The 19,784-nt window shown below is 55.9% G+C and carries 18 protein-coding genes; 9 read left to right on the plus strand and 9 right to left on the minus strand.

The window, feature by feature from the left end:
- Positions 1-51: 51 nt before the first annotated feature.
- On the minus strand, positions 52-1,113 hold the full coding sequence (locus tag IM282_RS00550) for a YncE family protein (protein ID WP_022648236.1): 1,062 nt from the start codon (positions 1,111-1,113) through the stop codon (positions 52-54).
- 247 nt (positions 1,114-1,360) lie between these two features.
- Between IM282_RS00550 and pqqU the strand changes: the two genes are divergently transcribed.
- Positions 1,361-3,478, plus strand: a complete 2,118-nt coding sequence (gene pqqU / locus IM282_RS00555; RefSeq protein ID WP_192969999.1) for a TonB-dependent receptor PqqU — start codon at positions 1,361-1,363, stop codon at positions 3,476-3,478.
- A gap of 131 nt (positions 3,479-3,609) precedes the next feature.
- On the opposite strand, the gene IM282_RS00560 is transcribed toward pqqU, so the two are convergent.
- The 3 genes from IM282_RS00560 to IM282_RS00570 form a co-directional block, all read right to left on the minus strand.
- On the minus strand, positions 3,610-4,278 hold the full coding sequence (locus IM282_RS00560) for a GntR family transcriptional regulator (protein WP_192970000.1): 669 nt from the start codon (positions 4,276-4,278) through the stop codon (positions 3,610-3,612).
- Between the two features lie 256 nt (positions 4,279-4,534).
- Complete coding sequence (locus IM282_RS00565; RefSeq protein WP_048966812.1) at positions 4,535-5,569, minus strand: NADP-dependent oxidoreductase; 1,035 nt, start codon at positions 5,567-5,569, stop codon at positions 4,535-4,537.
- A gap of 66 nt (positions 5,570-5,635) precedes the next feature.
- Positions 5,636-6,211, minus strand: coding sequence for a helix-turn-helix domain-containing protein (locus IM282_RS00570; RefSeq protein ID WP_017382277.1), 576 nt, complete (start codon positions 6,209-6,211; stop codon positions 5,636-5,638).
- 148 nt (positions 6,212-6,359) lie between these two features.
- On the opposite strand from IM282_RS00570, the gene IM282_RS00575 reads away from it, so the two are divergent.
- Positions 6,360-6,878 (plus strand): GNAT family N-acetyltransferase, encoded by a 519-nt coding sequence (locus IM282_RS00575; RefSeq protein WP_023306282.1) that lies wholly within the window; start codon positions 6,360-6,362, stop codon positions 6,876-6,878.
- Complete coding sequence (locus tag IM282_RS00580) at positions 6,875-7,324, plus strand: DMT family transporter (RefSeq protein WP_022648242.1); 450 nt, start codon at positions 6,875-6,877, stop codon at positions 7,322-7,324. Before IM282_RS00575 ends, IM282_RS00580 begins: the two co-directional genes overlap by 4 nt.
- Before the next feature lie 3 nt (positions 7,325-7,327).
- On the opposite strand, the gene IM282_RS00585 is transcribed toward IM282_RS00580, so the two are convergent.
- Together IM282_RS00585 and IM282_RS00590 are read right to left on the minus strand one after the other, a co-directional pair.
- Positions 7,328-7,561 carry a YdcY family protein gene (locus IM282_RS00585; protein WP_022648243.1) on the minus strand — a complete coding sequence of 78 codons (234 nt, stop codon included), beginning with the start codon at positions 7,559-7,561 and terminating at the stop codon, positions 7,328-7,330.
- A gap of 100 nt (positions 7,562-7,661) precedes the next feature.
- Positions 7,662-9,260 (minus strand): ABC transporter substrate-binding protein, encoded by a 1,599-nt coding sequence (locus IM282_RS00590; RefSeq protein ID WP_192970001.1) that lies wholly within the window; start codon positions 9,258-9,260, stop codon positions 7,662-7,664.
- A 282-nt stretch (positions 9,261-9,542) separates the two neighbouring features.
- Here IM282_RS00590 and IM282_RS00595 point away from each other — a divergent pair, with 282 nt between their 5' ends.
- The 3 genes from IM282_RS00595 to IM282_RS00605 are packed head-to-tail and all read left to right on the plus strand — an operon-like array spanning position 9,543 to position 16,037.
- A complete protein-coding gene (locus IM282_RS00595; RefSeq protein ID WP_192970002.1) occupies positions 9,543-10,880 on the plus strand; it encodes an SrfA family protein in 1,338 nt (445 codons plus the stop codon).
- A gap of 4 nt (positions 10,881-10,884) precedes the next feature.
- The gene (locus IM282_RS00600; protein WP_150311745.1) at positions 10,885-13,866 is read left to right on the plus strand and encodes a virulence factor SrfB; all 2,982 of its coding nucleotides are present in this window, start codon (positions 10,885-10,887) and stop codon (positions 13,864-13,866) included.
- The gene (locus tag IM282_RS00605; RefSeq protein ID WP_192970003.1) at positions 13,863-16,037 is read left to right on the plus strand and encodes a virulence factor SrfC family protein; all 2,175 of its coding nucleotides are present in this window, start codon (positions 13,863-13,865) and stop codon (positions 16,035-16,037) included. Before IM282_RS00600 ends, IM282_RS00605 begins: the two co-directional genes overlap by 4 nt.
- A gap of 33 nt (positions 16,038-16,070) precedes the next feature.
- On the opposite strand, the gene IM282_RS00610 is transcribed toward IM282_RS00605, so the two are convergent.
- Entirely contained in the window at positions 16,071-16,829 is a 759-nt protein-coding gene (locus IM282_RS00610) for an alpha/beta fold hydrolase (RefSeq protein ID WP_023306286.1), read from the minus strand.
- A gap of 86 nt (positions 16,830-16,915) precedes the next feature.
- Positions 16,916-17,089: a GhoT/OrtT family toxin gene (locus tag IM282_RS00615; protein WP_003856960.1), complete on the minus strand. Its 174-nt coding sequence runs from the start codon at positions 17,087-17,089 to the stop codon at positions 16,916-16,918.
- Positions 17,090-17,332: 243 nt separating this feature from the next.
- Between IM282_RS00615 and IM282_RS00620 the strand changes: the two genes are divergently transcribed.
- The 3 genes from IM282_RS00620 to IM282_RS00630 are packed head-to-tail and all read left to right on the plus strand — an operon-like array spanning position 17,333 to position 18,226.
- On the plus strand, positions 17,333-17,659 hold the full coding sequence (locus IM282_RS00620; protein WP_063200122.1) for a DUF1971 domain-containing protein: 327 nt from the start codon (positions 17,333-17,335) through the stop codon (positions 17,657-17,659).
- A 27-nt stretch (positions 17,660-17,686) separates the two neighbouring features.
- Entirely contained in the window at positions 17,687-18,040 is a 354-nt protein-coding gene (locus IM282_RS00625; RefSeq protein ID WP_003856958.1) for a DUF1971 domain-containing protein, read from the plus strand.
- Between the two features lie 3 nt (positions 18,041-18,043).
- Positions 18,044-18,226, plus strand: a complete 183-nt coding sequence (locus tag IM282_RS00630; protein ID WP_003856955.1) for a DUF1869 domain-containing protein — start codon at positions 18,044-18,046, stop codon at positions 18,224-18,226.
- A gap of 35 nt (positions 18,227-18,261) precedes the next feature.
- Here IM282_RS00630 and patD read toward each other — a convergent pair whose 3' ends face one another.
- Entirely contained in the window at positions 18,262-19,686 is a 1,425-nt protein-coding gene (gene patD, locus IM282_RS00635) for an aminobutyraldehyde dehydrogenase (protein WP_063200119.1), read from the minus strand.
- Positions 19,687-19,784: the final 98 nt, after the last annotated feature.

Raw genomic sequence — 19,784 nt, forward strand, 5'->3', positions numbered from 1 at the left:
TTCATTGTTTTCCAGGCCCGGTAAGCGCAGCGCCACCGGGCAATTCTCACCTTAAAGCGCGATACGAATCACATCGTCAGGCTGAGTGGCTTCCTGCTGACGGGTAGACTTCTGTTTCACCGTCACGTACAGCGTTTTACCGTCCGCAGACAGCGCCAGGCTGTTCGGGTAAACCGGCGTATCGAAGGTTTTGGTCACTTTGTAAGTTTTGGCGTCAATCACGCTCACCTTGCCCGCCTCGCGGTGCGTCACATAGGCTTCGTTACGCGCCGGGTTAAACAGTACGGCCAGCGATTCTGGCGCGGCGATTTTCTGCATTACGCTGCCATCTTTCAAATTCACCACCAGCACTTCAGGCTGTTTTGAATCCGTCACAAACGCACGCTGGCCGGCAGTGTCCAGGCTCAGGTTCAGGTAGAAGTGCTCTTTTCCGTCTTCCTGTACTTTCTTACGGCTGAGGATTTTGTTGGTCGCGGTATCAATGGTCACCAGCTCACCGTCCGCATTGGTGGTATACAGGCGTTTTGCCTTCGCATCCAGCGCCAGTCCGGTGCTGAACGTGCCGGTGTTCGTGATGGTGTCCTTCAGCTTCAGCGTTGCGCCATCAACAACCCAGATCACGCTCTCCTTGCCGATGCCGGTAATGTATACCGTATTGGTCGTGTCATCGGCCACCAGCTGGCGCGGCTGAAGCGGCTTCACCGTGTCGCTACGTTTGCGATCGTCCAGCACCAGGCGCCCTTTCACCTCGCTCGTTTTGGCGTCAATCGCCGTCACGGCACTGTTGACGGTGTTACCGAACCACAGCGTCTGGGTGGCGTTATCGATCGTGGCGCCAAACGGCTTGAGATCGTTATGAATCGCCTGCGTCACTTCCAGCGTGACCGGATCCAGACGATAGACCACGCCGCCCTTATCGGTTTTGCGGCTTTGTGACGTCGCAACCCACAGCGCGTTTTCCTGCTGGCTGACGGCCATTTCATACGCGCCCTTGCCGACCGCTTTGCGCAGCATCTCTTCAGCGGCATGAACCTGGAACGTACCGGCAAACAGTAAAGAGCCCAACAGCAGAGACCCACGCAGGCGCGGCGAGCACAGATGACGTAAAGACATAACAATTCCTTTTTAAATGAGGAGATTTACCGCTGACATCGCTTCCGGCGGGCAAAGTCATCGCTTTGCCGTTATTTTAATGAGAATAGTAATCATTAATGAGTTGAATGTGGAGTATTTCTTTCCTGCAAAACCTTACATTCACGAAATGTGCGGTTATAGTTTTCATAACATTTACAAAGGATTTAACATATATACACAGGTTCCAGTTGATTTGGTTCGAAATTTTTCTTAACCGGCTTACTCCATGAAAATTATTACTGCCCATAAGGCATCACTACCCCTGTTGTTCGTTCCCGTCATTTTTGGCCCGCTGAGTGCGATGGCCGCGGATGAACAGACCATGATCGTCAGCGCCACGCCGCAAACCGTCTCAGAACTGGACACCCCGGCCGCAGTCAGCGTGGTGAGCGGCGAGGATATGCGACATGCCACACCGCGCATCAACCTTTCTGAATCCCTTGGGAGCGTACCTGGCCTGCAAATCCAGAACCGCCAGAACTATGCTCAGGATCTGCAACTTTCCGTTCGCGGATTCGGCGCGCGCTCAACCTTCGGCGTACGCGGGATCCGTATGTACGTGGACGGCATTCCGGCAACCATGCCCGACGGCCAGGGGCAGACATCAAACATTGACCTCAACAGCATAGAGAGCGTCGACGTGCTGCGCGGCCCCTTCTCTGCCCTGTACGGTAATGCCTCCGGCGGCGTGATCAACATCAACACCCAGACCGGACAACAGCCAGCCACCATTGAAGCCAGCAGCTATTACGGCAGCTACGGCACCTGGCGTTACGGTATGAAGGCCACCGGGGCGGTGGGTGATGGTACTCAGGCGGGCGATGTGGATTACGCCGTATCCACTACCCGTTTTACCACCCATGGCTATCGCGACCACAGCGGCGCGCGCAAAAACCTCGCCAACGCGAAACTGGGCGTGCGCATTAATGATGTCAGCAAGCTGACGCTGATTTTTAACAGCGTGGACATGAAAGCCAACGATCCAGGCGGACTGAGCTATGAGGAGTGGCAGAATAACCCGCGCCAGTCACCACGTGGCGATCAGTACAACACGCGTAAGACCATTAAGCAGACCCAGGCCGGGATCCGCTACGACCGTCAGCTGAGCGAACAGGACGACCTCAGCGTGATGATGTATGCCGGTGAGCGTGAAATGACTCAGTACCAGTCCATTCCGGCGTCCACTCAGCGCGAGAATCCTGCGCATTCGGGCGGTGTGATTGATATGCAGCGTCACTATCAGGGTATTGATACGCGCTGGACCCACCGCGGCGAACTGCTGGTTCCGGTGACATTTACCACCGGGTTGAACTACGAAAACATGAGCGAAAATCGTCGCGGGTATGAGAACTTCGTGATGGGCAACGGCGTGCCGGATTATGGCGTGAAGGGTAATAAACGCCGTGACGAACGCAATCTGATGTGGAACCTGGATCCCTACCTGCAAACCCAGTGGCAGCTAACGCAAAAACTGTCCTTAGAGGCGGGCGTACGTTATAGCTCCGTCTGGTTTGACTCCAACGATCGTTACATTACCCCGCAAAACGGTGATGACAGCGGCGACGCCAGCTACCACAAATGGCTCCCGGCAGGTGCGGTGAAATACGCCGTGACCGACGCATGGAACCTGTATGCTGCGGCAGGACGGGGATTTGAGACGCCGACCATCAACGAACTTTCCTACCGTTCTGATGGCAAAGGTGGCCTCAATATGAACCTGCAACCGTCCACCAACAACACCTATGAGATTGGCAGCAAAACCCGCATCGGCAATGGCATCCTGACGGCGGCGCTGTTCCGCACGGATACCGACAACGAGATCGTGGTGGACGAAAGCAAGGATGGTCGCACGACTTATAAAAACGCGGGAAAAACGCGCCGTCAGGGTGTGGAAATCGCGCTCGACCAGCAGTTTGCCGAGAACTGGAAGCTGAAGATGGCGTGGACCTATCTTGATGCCACCTACCGCACCAACGTCTGTAGCAATGCAGACTGTAGCGGCAACCGGATGCCGGGGATCGCCCGTAACATGGGTTATGCGTCGTTTGGCTGGGAGCCTGAGGAAGGCTGGTACGCGGGGGCAGATGCCCGCTACATGAGCGATGTCATGGCCAACGATACCAACACCGCTAAAGCGCCCTCTTATACCGTAGTGGGCCTGAATACCGGGTATAAACTCAACTACGGCAAATGGGGAATGGACGTCTTTGGTCGCGTCGATAACCTGTTCGATAAAGAGTACGCCGGTTCAGAGATTGTTAACGCTGGCTACAACCGCTATTACGAACCTGCCCCTGGTCGTAACTATGGCGTGAGCCTGTCGGTCTCTTATCGTTTTGAGTAAACCATTCTCCGGCAGCGCACGTTGCCGATAAAAAATAAGCAAAATAACATCATTCCCGGTTGCCTGATGCGCCGGGAATATAATCAAGGACGTTTGATACAAATAAACAAATAAGTGCGCCAGAGGGATCCTTAACTGTAGTATTGCCGTTGCAGAAGAATATTGGCTTCATCAATGGCTTTGTCGATCGCTTCCCGGCTGGCCGTCACATCCCTTTGCTCAAGCGCAGAAAGCAGATCGTCATAATGATAGGTCGCTGCGGGAACCTCGCTTAACTCTTCTTGCAGATAGTGAATGCACGGACCAATCCGTACCCAGAGCTGCTCAATCAGCGAGTGAAGGGTCGGCATCTCGGCATACTGATAGAGCGTGAACCGGAACACGCGGTTGGCATGGATCGCTTTCTGTACATCGCCCTGATGCATGGCGGCACTGAAGTTATCTGACAGCGCGCGTAACGCATCCAGTTTGGTCTCGGTCATATTCTGGCACGCCGCCGCAACGGCCATCGGTTCAAGCTGCTTTCTGATGGCGTTAATTTCGTTATAGCGTTCCAGCGTCACTTCTGGCACCAAAAACGCCTGCGCTGGCGTGGCCTGTAATGCCCCCGCCGACACCAGGCGCAGCAGGGCTTCGCGCACCGGTGTGATACTGGTGCCCAATTTATCCGCAATCTCTTTTGTAACGAGTCGAGCCCCAGGTTTTAATGAGCCCGTAATTAATGCTCCCTTTAAACTGTTCTCTACTTGCAAAGTCAGACTGATTCTTTGTGCTTTTTCCATATGTTCCAAATCAAGCATGTTTAATTCCCGTAGCCAAACAAAATGCCATTTTCAGCGTCTGTTTAAAAAAACATCGCCGGTTAGATATATCCTGTATCGTCATGCCTGGTATGAGGGGCGCGCGTAATATTAAAATCGTTCAAATAATATTGCATTTTTCACTTCTGGCTCAGCTGGGCCGAGGCGCGCAAAGCTTATGGATTAATTAAAGACAATATATCGTATCTTCACAAATAATTATGGCGGACACTGCCCGCCATAACCGATGCTCTGTTTAGTCGGCCGCCACGCGGATCACAACCTTGCCGAAGTTTTTCCCCTCAAGCAGGCCAATCAGGGCGTCCGGCGCCGCGTCCAGCCCTTCCGTAACCTGCTCGCGATAGTGAATTTTGCCTTCCTGCACCCAGCGGCCCATTTCCTGCTGGAACTCGTCAATACGATGACCATAGTCCTGCGCGATAATAAAACCCTGCATACGGATGCGTTTTTTCAGGATGGTCCCCATCAGTAGCGGTAAGCGGTCCGGACCCTCCGGCAGGTTGGTCGCATTGTAGCCGCTGACCAGTCCGCAAACCGGCACGCGCGCGGAGGTATTCAAGAGCGGCAGCACGGCGTCAAAGACTTTACCGCCGACGTTTTCGTAATACACATCAATGCCCTGCGGGCAGGCTTTAGCCAGTTGTTCGTCAAAATCATCCGCATGGTGATCCAGACAGGTATCGAAACCGAGCACGTCGACCGCATGACGGCATTTCTCCTCCCCGCCAGCCACGCCGATGACCCGGCATCCTTTGATTTTACCGATCTGCCCCACCGTTGCGCCGACCGGCCCCGTGGCCGCCGCCACGACAAGGGTTTCCCCTGCCTGAGGCTGGCCGATATCGAGCAGCCCCATATACGCGGTGAAGCCCGGCATTCCCAGCACGCCGAGTGCCCATGAAGGATGCGACGGGTTTTCACCCAACTTCACCAGCCCCTGCCCGTCGGATAGTTCATACTCCTGCCAGCCGCTGTAACCCAGAACCCATTCACCCTCTTTATAATCCGGATGACGGGAGGTCTCGACGCGGCTTACCGTGCCGCCCACCATCACCGCGCCAATCTCGACCGGAGGTGAATAGGATGGCGCATCGCTCATACGGCCTCGCATGTACGGATCAAGCGAGAGCCATACGGTGCGTAATAACACCTGCCCCTCTGCGGGCGCGGGGATCGGCTGCTCTTCCAGGCGGAAATTATCGGCAACCGGCGCGCCGTGTGGACGGGAAGCCAGTACCCAGCGTCGGTTTTGCGTAGTAGATTGACTCATTCATCGCTCCTTACTGCTGAAAATGTCATTCAAGTCTGGCACGTTATCCTGCGGATCGCCTGTGCATTATGAGCCGGACTGATTAAGCCGCACGACCAGATAAAGGCACGATTCATCCGTTTCGTTGATAAACCGGCAGTCGTTCGGCGGCCCGAGTTCCAGACAATCTCCGGCCTTCATTTCATGGCGAGTATCCCCCTCCAGAAAGACCAGTTCACCTGCCTGCAACCAAATCAGCTGTCGTGCCAGCGCATAAGAGGAGGCGGGCATCGGCACATCGCTACCTGCGGGTAGCTCCACCTGGACGAGGTCGATAGGCATATCGCTGCGCGGCGACACATGGCGACGCAAATAGTGGGTTTGCGGATCGCGCCAGACGGGCTGGTTCGCCAGACGTAACAGTTTGCCCTCCTGCATTTCCGCGCGCGCAATAAGCGTAGACATGCTAATACCGAAGGCACCGGATAACCGCGCAAGCAGCGTCGCCGTTGGGCTACTGTCACCCCGTTCAATCTTATGGATCATGGCGCGTGAGATACCTGCCCGTTCGGCCAGTTCGCTTAATGACCAGCCCCGCGACTCGCGTTCAAGGCGTATGCGGGCGCTAATGCGTTGATTCATATTGTCTGTCATTGTATTCATGACGTCATACTATAGTGTACGGATGGTTTTTCGGGGCAGTTTTGTGACAAAAAAATAGGGATTTTGTCGTAGCGATGCAATACAAGAACTGTGTAATATTGTGAGTAAATCGTACTACTATAGTGAACAACACAGCCAGAGGTTACCCATGATTGTTCGTCATGCCTGCAAAGAAGATTGTGCCGCTATCGGTGAAATTTATAACCATGCGGTGCTGCACACCGCCGCCATCTGGAATGATAAAACTGTCGACACCGATAACCGTATCGCATGGTTTGAGGCGCGTACTCTGTCGGGTTATCCAGTGCTGGTCAGTGAAGAAGACGGAGTGGTGACGGGATACGCCTCATTTGGCGACTGGAGAGCGTTCGACGGATTTCGCCACACTGTGGAGCACTCGGTGTACGTTCATCCCGAACATCAGGGCAAAGGCATTGGCCGGCTGCTGATGACGGAGTTAATCAAGGAAGCCCGCCAGATCGGTAAACACGTGATGGTTGCCGGTATTGAGGCGCAGAACCAGGCGTCAATTCATCTGCACGAAACCCTGGGCTTTATTACCACCGGCAATATGCCGCAGGTGGGAACCAAATTCGGTCGCTGGCTGGATTTAACCTTTATGCAGCTCCAGCTTGATGAGCGCAGCGATCCGGATGCTCTGCCATGAATCAATCGTTGACGTTAGCGTTTCTGGTAGCCGCCGGGATTGGGCTGGTGGTGCAAAACACCCTGATGGTGCGCATTACGCAATCTTCCTCCACCATTCTTATCGCCATGCTGTTGAACTCGCTGGTGGGGATTGTGCTGTTTGTCAGCATTTTGCTGGTGAAAAATGGCCTGGCGGGGTTTAACGAACTGGCGTCAACGGTGCGCTGGTGGACGTTGATCCCCGGCCTGCTGGGGTCTTTTTTTGTCTTTGCCAGTATTAGCGGCTATCAGAATGTGGGCGCGGCAACGACCATTGCCGTCCTGGTGGCAAGCCAGCTGATTGGCGGCCTGGTGATGGACATCCTCAAGAGCAACGGCGTTCCCCTGCGCGCGCTGGTTGGCCCGGTCTGCGGCGCAGTGATGCTGGTGGTCGGCGCCTGGCTGGTGGCACGGCGCCAGTTTTAACCCTTACAGAATAGTCCCGCCCTGCGTAAGGTGGGCATGGCGTGCCTCCGCCTCTTCTTTATGCTGCTTGCCATGATGCGCAATCGCGGTACGCAGGCGCTGCTGCTGGGTATAGCGATCTTCACGGCTGAGCTCTGCATCATCGCTTAATTCGATCAGCAGTTCGTTCATGTGAGTAATTACGCTCTCTTCGATGGTGGCATCGACGCGGGCGATAACATCATTTAAATGTGACATTGTCACTCCTTTTCACATGCCCGGTGGCGCTACGCTTACCGGGCCTACATTTGACACCCGTAGGTCGGGTAAGGCATAGCCGCCACCCGGCAAAATACGATCAGTTCAGCTTCGCTTTCGAGAAATCGCTGCCCATCAGGCTTACGCTGTACCCGGTCACATTGCTGCGGGTCGCGTAGAACGTTTTGCCGTTAGCTAACGCAATCCACGGTGCCTGCTGGTAGAAAATCTCCTGTGCCTGACCATACAGCTTCGCACGTTCGTCCGGGTTGCTGGTCAGTTTGGCCTTTTGCACCAGCTCATCATACCCCTTATCACACCAGCGCGCGGCGTTAGATCCGGTTTTGATGCTGTTACAACCCAGCAGCACATCGGCGAAGTTGTCCGGATCGCCGTTATCAGACATCCAGCCGAACAGCGCGGAATCATGCTCGCCTTTGCGCATGCCGGAGAGATATTCCCCCCACTCATATGAGACGATTTTCGCCTTCACGCCCACTTTCGCCCAGTCAGCCTGGATCATCTCTGCAATGCGTCGGGAGTTCGGGTTGTACGGACGCTGAACCGGCATGGACCAGAGGGTCACTTCCGCGCCTTTCTCCAGACCCGCCTGCTTCAGCAGCGCTTTCGCTTTTTGCGGATCGTAGCCGTAATCCTTCAGATCTTTGTTAAAGCCGAGCATGTTCGCCGGGATCGGCGATTTAGCGATCGTACCAGACCCCATAAAGACCGCGTTCACAATGGCCTTTTTGTCCGTCGCGTAATTCAGAGCCTGGCGCACCAGCACGTGATCAAACGGTTTTTTCTCTGTGTTGAACGCCAGGTACCCCACATTCAGCGCATCCACCGAGTGCAGCGTCAGGTCTTTGTTTTTCTTGATCGCTTCAAACTGCACCGGCGACGGCGCAGGAATGATCTGACACTCGTTCGTTTGCAGCTTCGCCAGACGCGTCTCAACGTTTGGCGTGATGGAGAAGATCAGGTGTTTGGTCGGCACCTCTCCCTCCCAGTAGTTCGGGTTGGCGACGTAGCGGATAAGCGAATCCACCTTGTACTGCTGAAGCACATACGGCCCGGTGCCGATTGGCCAGGTGTCCACATTTTCAGGCGTGCCCTTTTTCAGCATCGCGTCCGCGTACTCGGCAGAGAGGATCGAGGCGAAGTCCATTCCCCAGTCGGCCAGGAAAGCCGCGTTGGGTTCGCTCAGCGTGAACTGAACGTGATAATCGTCGATCTTTTTCACATCCTGAATGAGCTTGTCGAGGCCCACGTCATTAAAGTATTCGTAATTACCCTGGGAAACATTGTGATAGGGATGCTTAGGGTCTTTCTGACGCATAACGGAGAAAATAACGTCATCAGCGTTAAAATCACGGGTCGGTTTGAAGTATTTATTGCTGTTGAATTTCACCCCTTTACGCAGGGTAAACGTGTATGTTTTGCCGTCTGGCGAAATGGTCCACGACTCCGCAAGAGAAGGCACCGGCGTGTTTTTTACCGGGTCGAAGTTAATCAGACGGTTATACAGCGTTTGCGAGCTGGCGACAAACGAGGGGCCAGAGCTGGCGATCTGCGGGTTAAACGACTCCGGCGACGCCTCGGAGCAGTAGATAATGGTGTCTTTGTTTGCCGCCCATGCGGCGCTTGCCGGTAGCAGCGCGCTCAGCGCGAGGGCGAGCACGGTTTTCCCTGTAAACATGGTTATTACCCTTTCGGTTTTATTATAGTGAACAGTAATAACAGCACAGACGTTTTGGCCTGACAAATAACGAATCACTATCAGGTTATTCTAAAGCCGTACATTTCGCTGGTTTTAGCATCAGCCCGCAGAAACCGATTTGCCTTAAGGTCCATTATTCGTCAAGCACAACCGTTACGATCAATGCCGCAAGAAATCGTCCCTTTTGTCGTCTCCTCCGCCGTTTGCTTGCTTACCTGATTCGCTAAAGTAATGGCGTGAAGAAGTCTACAGGACCAAATCGTGGCAAAAACACTTTTACGCAGCGGTAATCTGGATGATTTTCAGGCCGTTGGCGGCGGCGGACAGGCCGTTTTTGAATCAGCGCTGCAAATCCGCGAAGCGCTTCGGTTGCGCAAACAGCAGGCTATCGTCGATTGCCTGGCCATTCCACAGGTCAATGACGGCGGCGATCGCGTTGACTGGTACTCCCCGGTTGAGGGAACTGTCTCCAGCTGGAAGGCGGCGGATGAAGACGATCGTTTTCGCGCCCTGCGCTATCTGGAAAACACGCTCGCCAGCATGGAGTCGCTGAGTAAAAAATGCCTTCAGTCACCGAAAACGGCGCAGCAACTGTTTGGATCTCTGCTCTCTAAAGCTTTCCAGTTTCCCGGTGAAAACTTTGTTTTCCTGGTGGATGGCAAACCGGTGATCTGCTTCTGGGGTTTCGTCAGTCTTAACGAAAACGCGCGCGACGACGTGCTGGACTGCCTGCGCGAATCGTTGGTCCCTGAACCTGAACCCGTGATGATTAACGAACCTGAACCTGAACCTGAGCCAGAACCGGCCCCGGTGGTGACCTTCGAGCAGGCCGACGCGCCGCTTATCACGCCTGTGGCTACCGTCCGTATCACCGAAGATGAGCTGTATACGCCAGAGCCGGTTCGCATGAACACCGTGCCGTCAGAGCCCGCACCATCGGTGGTGCAGAAAAAACGTCGCTCCCCCCTGTGGTTGCTGCCGGTTGCCGCCGTCATTATTGCAGCCATTGCCACGCCGCTGCTCTGGCCAAAACAGGCCCCGACCGCAGCGCCAGTTACCTCATCAGCGCCAGCACCTGTCGCCATTGCTCCGGCCCCCGTGAAGACGGTTGAGCCGCTTGAGCTGAAACTCCCGCTGCACCAGGCAGAAGTGGTAGAGCCCAAGGTGAAGACGCCTGCCCCGGCAGCCGAACCGGTGGTCATTACCGCGATACCGAAAGATGCGATGGTGATGGAGGCAAACCAGGTCAAAGCGGGGTTAACGCGCTTCCTGAACGGCACCTGGCGCGCGTTTCTCGATGTGCAGGATCCGCTCACCGGCAAACCGCCGTCTCTGCGCTATCAGATCCAGAACAACAAAGGTTTCGCCCGGGTCGTGCATGGCGACAACATTGTCTGCCGGGTAGACGTCTTTTCCGGATTACACAGCAACGGCGAGCTGTTGATCAAAACGCGCGGAAACGCTCGTTGCACCGACGGTTCACGCTATCCGATGCCGGTAGTGACCTGTAAGGCAGGTGCCAGCGACGTGGCGGAATGCACCGCACGTTACGATGCCAACACCGTCGTTCCTCTGACGTTCAAGAAAGCAGGTGTCTGATCCTATGCTGGTTAATCTTTGCGACTATAAACAGAGCGTGACGCTGATTGCTAACAGCGGCGTACAGTTTCTCGATTTTGGCCTGACTCCGCAGGACACCGCCAGCAACGGGCGTTTCGTGCGTAAAACGGCAAATGGCCCGCTGCTGCGCCTGGATTTTGACCTGGTCAACGGCCGGTACACGCTGCCTGCCACCGATGGCGGGAAGCCGGAAGTGGTCAAGCCTGAAAGCACCATTCCACTGCATGACTCCCTGACCGTGCTGGACGGTGTCTGGCTGCCGCTCCCTTTCCTGCGCTTTAACCCGCCGCGGACGTTTGTTGATGGCCCGGATAACTGGGCGCGCGTCCAGGTACGGAAGCTTTCCACGCCCGACGCGGCTGGCAATACGCACCGGGTCACCGTCGCGCTCGACAGCCAGATTGCGGAGCATGCGACGTCTGCCCTGTCGCCGGTTGAAAACGACATTCTTAACGGCACGCGTTTCGCCCTCGCCTGGCGCGACAGTGAGGTTGAGAGTTTCCTCGACCAGACCTGGATTGACGGCTGGCTGCGTGAAGCCTTCACACAATATGCTGACGGGGTTGAAAAACGCGCCGAGCGCGAGCTGCATCAGGCCATGCGCAGCTTTGAATATCAGGCGCACTGGCTCAACCTGCTCTCCATGCTCGGTGAACAACTCACCGTGCCGGAAGTGAAGTTTGTCACCCATACCCTGAGCACCCCTGCTATTCCTGTCGATCTGATCCTTGACGTAGGCAACACCCACACTTGCGGCGTGATTATTGAAGATCATGGTGATGCCAACGACGGCCTGCGCCAGACGGCTGAGCTCCAGGTGCGTTCCCTGAGTGAGCCGCAGTTCCTGAATGAGCCGCTTTTTACCAGCCGTCTTGAATTTTCCGAAGCGCGTTTTGGCAAGCAGCACTTCTCGGTGGAAAGCGGCCGGGAGGATGCGTTCGTCTGGCCGTCGATAGTCCGCGTGGGTGATGAAGCGCGTAAGCTGGCGATGCAGCGTCTGGGCACGGAGGGCAACAGCGGTATCTCCAGCCCGCGTCGCTATCTGTGGGACGAGACGCCGGTGGTGCAGGACTGGCGCTTTAGCCAGATGAACAGCAAAACTCAGCGCGAACCGCTGGCAACCGCGTTTCCGCTGATGAACCTGATGAACGACGACGGGGAACCGCTCTTTACGCTGCCGCAGGATGAGCGCCTGCCGGTGTTCTCTCCGCAGTACAGCCGCAGCACCCTGATGACGCACATGCTCTGCGAGCTGCTGGCTCAGGCGCTTGGCCAGATTAACAGCGTAGCCACCCGCTTGCGGCTCGGCTTCCCGGCCTCTCCCCGCCAGCTGCGGACGCTGATCCTCACCCTGCCTTCGGCGATGCCGAAACAGGAGCGCGAGATTTTCCGGCGCCGCATGTTCGAAGCCATCGCCATCGTCTGGAAAGCGATGGGCTGGCACCCGCAGGATGAAGATTTTGCCAGCCGTAAACAGCAGGAAAAAAGCGTGGTGCCGGTCCCTGAGATCCAGATGGAGTGGGACGAGGCCAGCTGCGGCCAGCTGGTGTGGCTGTATAACGAAGCCATTTCCCACTTCGGTGGCCAGACCGAGGCCTTTTTCGCCTCCCTTGCCCGTCCGGATCGCGCGCCTGAGCCTGGCGTCCAGCCGGGGCGCGCTCTGCGCGTGGCCTCGATTGATATCGGCGGCGGCACGACGGATATGGCCATCACGCACTATCAGCTAGACGATGGTACCGGTAATAACGTCAAAATCACCCCGCAACTGCTGTTCCGCGAAGGGTTCAAGGTCGCTGGCGACGACACGCTGCTGGACGTGATCCAGCGCTACGTTCTGCCCGCCCTGCAAACCCAGCTTCAGAAATCCGGCATTGCCGATGCCTCCCAGCTGATGGCATCCCTGTTCGGCGACTCCGGGCGGATCGATACCCAGGCGGTCCTGCGCCAGCAGACGGCACTTCAGCTCTTTATGCCGATCGGCCACGCGATCCTGGCGGCGTGGGAATCGAGCGATGTTGACGATCCGCTGGCCGGGCTGCATGCCACCTTTGGCGATCTGCTTGCGCAAAAACCGACCCGCAACGTGATGAACTATCTCGGGCAGGCGATCGACCATGCGTTGCCTGCCGGCTCAGAACACTTTGATCTGTTCAGCGTCCCGCTGCACGTCAGTTTCCGCGAGATGCAGGACGCGATGCTGGCGGGTCAGTTCACGCTTGCCGCCCCGCTGCATGCGGTATGTGAGGCGATCTCTCACTACAGCTGCGATATTCTGCTGATCACGGGACGGCCAGGCTGTCTGCCAGGCGTTCAGGCCTTGATTCGCCACCTGCAACCGGTACCCGTCAACCGCATCGTCTGGCTGGATAAATACCAGGTTCATGAATGGTATCCGTTCAGCCAGCAGGGACGGATCGGCAACCCGAAATCCACCGCCGCCGTGGGTGCGATGCTCTGTAGTCTGGCGCTGGATCTTCGTCTGCCGCGCTTTAACTTTAAAGCAGCAGATATTGGCGCGTACTCTACGGTGCGCTATCTGGGCGTGCTGGATAACACCATCAATACCCTGCGGGACGAGAACGTCTGGTATCACGATATCGACCTCGATAAACCCGGCGCGAAACTGGACGCCCGTCTGCACTTCCCGCTGCGCGGCAACGTTACGCTCGGCTTCCGGCAACTGGCCAATGCCCGCTGGCCCGCGACGCCGCTCTATACCCTGAGCATCAACTCTGCCGAGCTGGCGAAAGCCATTGCGGGCGACGGCGTACTGAACGTGCGCCTGAAGCTGCGTGGCGGCAATAAGCAGGAGGGGCCGGAATCTTTCGAGCTGAGTGATGCCTGGCTACAGGACGGCACGCCAGTGCCGCCGGACGCCCTGACCTTTAAACTGAATACTCTGGCCGATCGCCGACACAGCGGCAGCCACTACTGGATCGACAGCGGGAGCGTATACCTCAAATGACTGCGACGACTGCCACCACTCAGGCTTTAATCGGGTGGATCAACGAGACGCGACAGCACGCCCCGATGCTGGATAACGAAGCTGACGCCCTGCTTGCCCGCCTTAACGCCGCGCGCGCGCGTGAAGAGGCCCTCGAACGTGCCCTTGTCTGCCAGGGCAGCATCGGCTTATACGGCCACTCGCAGGCCGCGAAAGCGCATCTGCTGGCCTCCCTGTGCGGCAGCGGCGACGAACGGCTGAACGTTACGCCGGGTCAACGCACGTTTGATTACTTCTCGCATATTAACCCCGGGCATGCGCCGACCAACATGGCCGTGCGTTTCACCAGAGCGACCAGCGAGGTCGCAGACGACGCGTTTCCCCTGCGCCTGAGCCTGGTAACGGAGGCCGAGCTGGTACAGCTGTTTATCGCCCGCACCACGTTGGATCCGCAGATCCGTGCGGTGGATAAATCGGTGATTGAAGCCCGGCTTGAGAAGTGGCGTACGCTGCGTCAGCCGCACAGCGTGCCGGGAATAACGGCGCAGGAAGTCGCGACCGTTGCCCGGTTCTGGCAAACCGTAGTACCCGGCGCTAAGCAGCATATTGATGATGCCCTGTGGCATCAGTTTGCCCTGCTGGTTCCGTCGCTTGATCTCAGCACTCGCGCCAGCGTCTGGTCTCTGCTGTGGGGTGAGCAGCAGGAGTTAACCCAGCAGTGGCTTAAACTCGCCCAGGTGCTGCATCAAACCAGCCATGCCAGCGCGCTTGCGGCGCCGTTGAGTCTGCTGGTGGACAGTTTTGGTCTGCCGTGTGAAGGTTTCCTTACTCACGGGGCCTTTACCGTGCCGGAAGCGCAGGAAACATTGCTTCATCCGGTAAATAACGGCGAGTTACTTAATGCCATTAGCCTGCCCGTCGATGTGCTGGCCTGTCTGACCCGCGAAGTGGTGCTGCCCGTTGAAAACTGCGTTCTGGATAACGTAGATATTATTGATATTCCGGCCATTTCTGAGGAAAACACGCCGCTGATGACGCAGGCAAAATGCCTGTGGTTGCTGGAGCATTATCGTCAGCACATACAGCCGGATGTCCTGGTTATCTGCAATGCGACGGCCCACCACCAGCAGACGGCAAAAACGGCCAGGCTCCTGCAAAACTGGGTCAAAGAGACGCAGCCGGTGGAAGAGTCCGCGTTGCCGGGCCTGGTCTGGGCCATTACCCCTCACGATGCGCGGTTTACCACAAAGCAGAATCTGGACGAAGCGGTGCAACAGTTGCTGGGCCAGCCGGGTCTGCGCTGGGGCACGCTCCAGGCGCTCGATACCCACAGCATGCAGCGGGTAATTGAATGGCTGTCGCAGGCTACCCTTCCAGCACAGCGCCAGAAGCGTCTCCACGCGCTGAAAAGGCTGTTGCAACAGTCTCTTTCGACGCTGATGCGCGCATACGTCGCCCCACTCACTCAGGAGCCAGGCGCAGGGCGGGCAGAGGCCGAAAAAATGGTCCGAACGCTGCAAGGCAGCGCCGCTCGTCATGGTGAACTGCTTGAGGGGCTTCTGCCGCCGTTAAACGCGTTTGAGACGCTGCTGACGGTTCACCAGCCCCGTGAGGAACAGGTCAACGGCCTGTTTAACGACGTTATCGATCTGTTTGCGGAAGAGACGCCGGAATATCCAGGCACGTTGCAGACCAAAGACAAGGCGCGACTGGCCCATAACATATGGGTTAACCATCTTCGTCAGTGGAGTCGCAACGACGCGGCCGCCGCCCGTCTGGGCCTGGACCCAGAGGTATTACAGCAGATTGCGGATGTGCTGATCGTTACCAGCTACCGGCTGGATCTGCCGCTGCAACTGCAACGCATTGCAGAAACAGATAAAAGCAGTGCTGCACAGCTGCATGCCGCGACAGGCAATTTCGTTAGCTGGCTTGGCTATGAACTGACGCCCGTTTCTGAACGGCCTGCAAGCCGGATCCGCAAAGGTCAGCCAATTTTTGTGACGCCAGTTGTGAGCTGCGCTTCACCCCGGCTTACCCGACTTGGCGAGCAGCCTGTTCATGCGGCGACAGCCTATGTTTATGACTGGCTGGTTGCGCTCTACACCCGCGCGATTGAGAATGTGGATTATCAGTGCCCGTATGACATTAAGCCTGCTGCGCGGAAAGCCTTGTCTGCCTTGCTGTCTTAATCATTGCAGCCCGCAGCAATGCGGGCTACCCCTTCATGATCCGTTTATGAAGCCAGACAAAGCCTGAGCCAACGCTGACGGGTTTTCCCAGGACATTGAATGGCCCGCATCAGGGATAATTTTTACAGCAACGCCTTTTTGTTGCAGGCGATTAAAATCTTCATCAGGCAGGGACCACTCACCAAAAACTAACATGACCGGGCAGCTCAATGACAAAAACAGGTGTTCCCAGTCGGGTTTAACGCCCTTGACCAGGCTCGTTGCGCCGCGCCAGACGGCCCAGGGGGCATTGCTTTGAAGGCTTCCAGACCACGCCGTCGTTTCCGCCCGCAGCATGTCATCATAGCCCTGTTCCAGAAAATGTTGTTCCGTTTGGGCCGCAATTGCCCGGCTGAACATCCCGCCACCCGCATGAAAATTGGGTTCAGACACTATCAGGCCTTTAACGCGTGACTTTAGCAGCGTTGCCGTTTCGATAGCGATACTCCCCCCCATGCTATGACCATAGAGCCATAGACTATCCAGGCCGAGATGGTCTAACAGTTCAACCACCACCTGCGCCTGTTCACTTGTGCGATAACGGTAGTTGTCAGGTTTGTCACTGTAACCGCTACCGGGGAGATCGATCAGAATGGCTCTGCGCCCCCCGAAACGGGTATCACAGACAATACGAGGATATTCATACGACGATGCACAGCCCAACCCGTGGATAAACACAACCGGGTCACCGAAACCGGGAAGATCCTGCCAGCGCACCGTGCAGCCTGCTTGCTGTGAATAGAAACTGTTCATAAGCACTCCATGTATGACGGACTGTATATTTATACAGCCTCAATGTATGGAATGCTATGTCTGGATGCCGATTCTTGAAGCGTGCTTCAGAAAAGAGAAATTAACAGGGCAACAGGAAAGCTCATCGGCCAGGTGGAACCCACCAGGAATGCGCTCAACAGGCGAATACGTTTACGATCTTTAGACAGGAACCAGGTAATTAATGCGCAGATGGAGGCCATGATTGCGTAGAAAACCAACATCTTTTGATACAACGTCATTCTGTTTACCTGAGCCGAAAAATAACCGCACGCAATATGCGTCATATGTTGACACAGATCAAGTTTTTTCGTTACACAATAACCACTTAATTATTAATGATAATAACAACTGAGTACCTTGTGTAACAACGCCGGGTAAAGCAAAACGGTTATTATTGATAACATGCAAATTAAATGCACTTTTTGATAAATCCATCCCCTCAGAAAGCAGTCTAATAAAAGCAGGCTTTTAAGGGAGGAAACATGCTACGCATTCCGCAGAGTTGCATTCACACCCGTTCCACGCCTTTCTGGAACAAAGAAACGGCCCCCGCCGGCATTTTTAAACGTCACCTTGATACGGGCACACAGCCGGGCGTTTACCCTCGCCTGTCGGTGATGCGTGGCGCAGTGCGTTATCTGGGCTATGCTGATGAATTTATACCTGAGCCTGACAGCGAGCTCGTCATTGAAGCGGGTCGTTTCGGCGTTTTCCCGCCAGAGAGATGGCACCACATTGAGGTGATGACCGACGACACCCTGTTCAATATTGAATTCTTTGTTGAACCTGAGGTGCTTAAATCCCTTTAAGCACCCGCCAACATGAAGGAAACTATGATGTTACGTATTCCTGAAAACTTTGTTCATACCCGCTCGACGCCGTTCTGGAATAAAGAGACCGCCCCAAAAGCGCTTTTTACCCATCACAACACCAAAGCCGGCGTGTACGGTCGGCTATCCGTCATGCAGGGTGCGGTGCGTTACTTTGGCTTTGCCGATGGCGACGCCACCGAGCCCGATCTGGAAGTGGTTATTGAGGCCGGTTCTTTTGGCATCTCCCCACCGCAAAAATGGCACCGCATTGAGCTTCTGACCGACGACACCTATTTTAATATCGACTTTTTCGCGGATCCTGCCGTCACGCTCAGCGGTGCGGGCATCGGTAAAGTGGTCAACACGCATAAGGAGTAAATAATGGGTAAGGCTACCTATACCGTGACCGTCACCAACAACAGCAATGGCGTGTCAGTGGATTATGAAACAGAAGCGCCAATGGAGCTGTTGATCCCGGACGTCGCGGCAGATGTCGTGAAGGATCTGGTGAACACCGTTCGCGCCTACGATACGGAAAATGAACACGAGGTATGTGGCTGGTAAGCTGAATCGCCCGGCACTGCGCCGGGCATGAGGGTTTAGTGTTTGATCATCACATGTCGGACTATCGTGTAATCCTCAAGTCCGTAGACCGACATATCTTTGCCGTAACCGGATAATTTCATTCCGCCGTGCGGCATTTCGCTCACCAGCATAAAATGGGTATTGACCCAGGTGCAGCCATACTGCAACCGTGCGCTGAGTCGATGGGCGCGTCCGACGTCTTTTGTCCAGACGGACGAGGCCAGGCCGTATTGCGAATCGTTAGCCCAGCTCAGCACCTGCGCTTCATCCTCAAATTCCGTCACGCTGACCACCGGGCCAAACACTTCTCGCTGGACGATCGCATCTTCCTGCTTCGCCCCGGCCAGCAGCGTTGGCTGGAAGTAATATCCTGCCCCCTCTCTTTTACTGCCACCGGTGACGACGCGGATATGTCCAAGGGCTTTGGCTTCATCCACGGCAGCGCAAACGCGGGAAAGATGCGCGGCGGAGCTGAGCGGGCCCAGCTCCGTTGATGTATCGTCCGGCGCGCCCATTTTCAGGCTGGCAACAGCTGCGCCCAGCTTTTCGACCAGCGCGGAGTAAATCCCCTTCTGGGCATAGATACGACAGGCTGCGGTACAATCCTGACCAGCATTGTAGAAACCAAACGTACGCACGCCTTCAACCACGGCATCCAAATCTGCATCGTCAAAGACAATGACCGGGGCTTTTCCACCCAATTCCATATGGGTACGTTTAACTGAAGATGCGGTATGCCCGATAATATGTTCTCCGGTAGCAATAGAGCCGGTGAGAGAAACCATACGGACTTTTTCGTGCCCGGTCAGCGGATCTCCTACGGTTTTGCCGCGACCAAACAGCACGTTAAGCACGCCTGGCGGGAAGATATCTTTCGCCAGTTCCGCCAGCTTCAGCGCCGTCAACGGGGTGATTTCAGACGGCTTGATGACGACACAGTTTCCCGCCGCCAGCGCGGGCGCCAGCTTCCACGCCGCCATCATCAGAGGATAGTTCCAGGGCGCGATAGAGGCGACAACGCCAACCGGGTCGCGGCGGATCATTGAGGTATGTCCTTCGAGATATTCTCCGGCAGCCAGCCCATTCAGGCAGCGGGCGGCCCCGGCAAAGAAGCGAAACACATCGACCACGGCCGGGATCTCATCTCCCTGGACACAGTGCAGCGGTTTCCCGCAATTTAGCGACTCCAGTTGTGCGAACGCGTCAGCGTTGGCTTCTATCACATCAGCCAGTTTCAACAAACTTTCGGCGCGCGTTTTGGGCGTCGTTTGCCCCCACTCAGTGAACGCGCGATCGGCAGCCTGGACGGCAGCGTCCACCTGTGCTGCCGACGCTTCAGCAATCTCCAGCAATACTTCACCCGTGGCAGGATTGTAAACCGCCTGCTTCTCACCCTCGCCGGTCACCAGTTCACCATTAATCAGCAGTTGATTTTGCATAGCATCGTCCTGTTGAAATCGACATAGTTTTCGCTGTCAGCACACGTTCTGGCGGGTCGATGCGTGACAACGTCACGTCACCAATCCGCACTCCCTTA

The sequence above is a fragment of the Enterobacter cloacae complex sp. P29RS genome (genome assembly GCF_014893445.1).
Classification (GTDB): Bacteria; Pseudomonadota; Gammaproteobacteria; order Enterobacterales; family Enterobacteriaceae; genus Enterobacter; species Enterobacter intestinihominis.